The organism is Psychrobacter sp. 16-MNA-CIBAN-0192 (assembly GCF_040309565.1).
GTDB lineage: Bacteria > Pseudomonadota > Gammaproteobacteria > Pseudomonadales > Moraxellaceae > Psychrobacter.
Map to the genome: position 1 here is coordinate 1 of NZ_JBEOOX010000254.1, position 271 is coordinate 271.

Annotated in this window: 1 pseudogene; it reads right to left on the reverse strand. The window is 45.0% G+C overall.

Going from position 1 to position 271, the window contains the following annotated elements:
- A pseudogene (groEL, locus tag AAEY78_RS13145) lies at positions 1–271 on the reverse strand (chaperonin GroEL); the annotation flags it as partial.

Genomic DNA, 271 nt, shown 5'->3' on the forward strand with positions numbered 1-271 from the left:
GGTGATAAGTAACCACGGTCAAACTGCATACCTTCAACAACGTCTAATTCGTTTTCAAGCGCTTGGCCTTCTTCAACGGTGATAACGCCTTCTTTACCGACTTTTTCCATTGCGGTTGCAATGATGTCGCCGATTGACTCGTCAGAGTTAGCAGAAATTGTACCTACTTGAGCAATCGCTTTAGTGTCTGAACATTCTTGAGAAAGTAGTTTAAGTTCAGCAACGGCTGCGATAACGGCTTTGTCGATACCGCGCTTAAGGTCCATTGGGT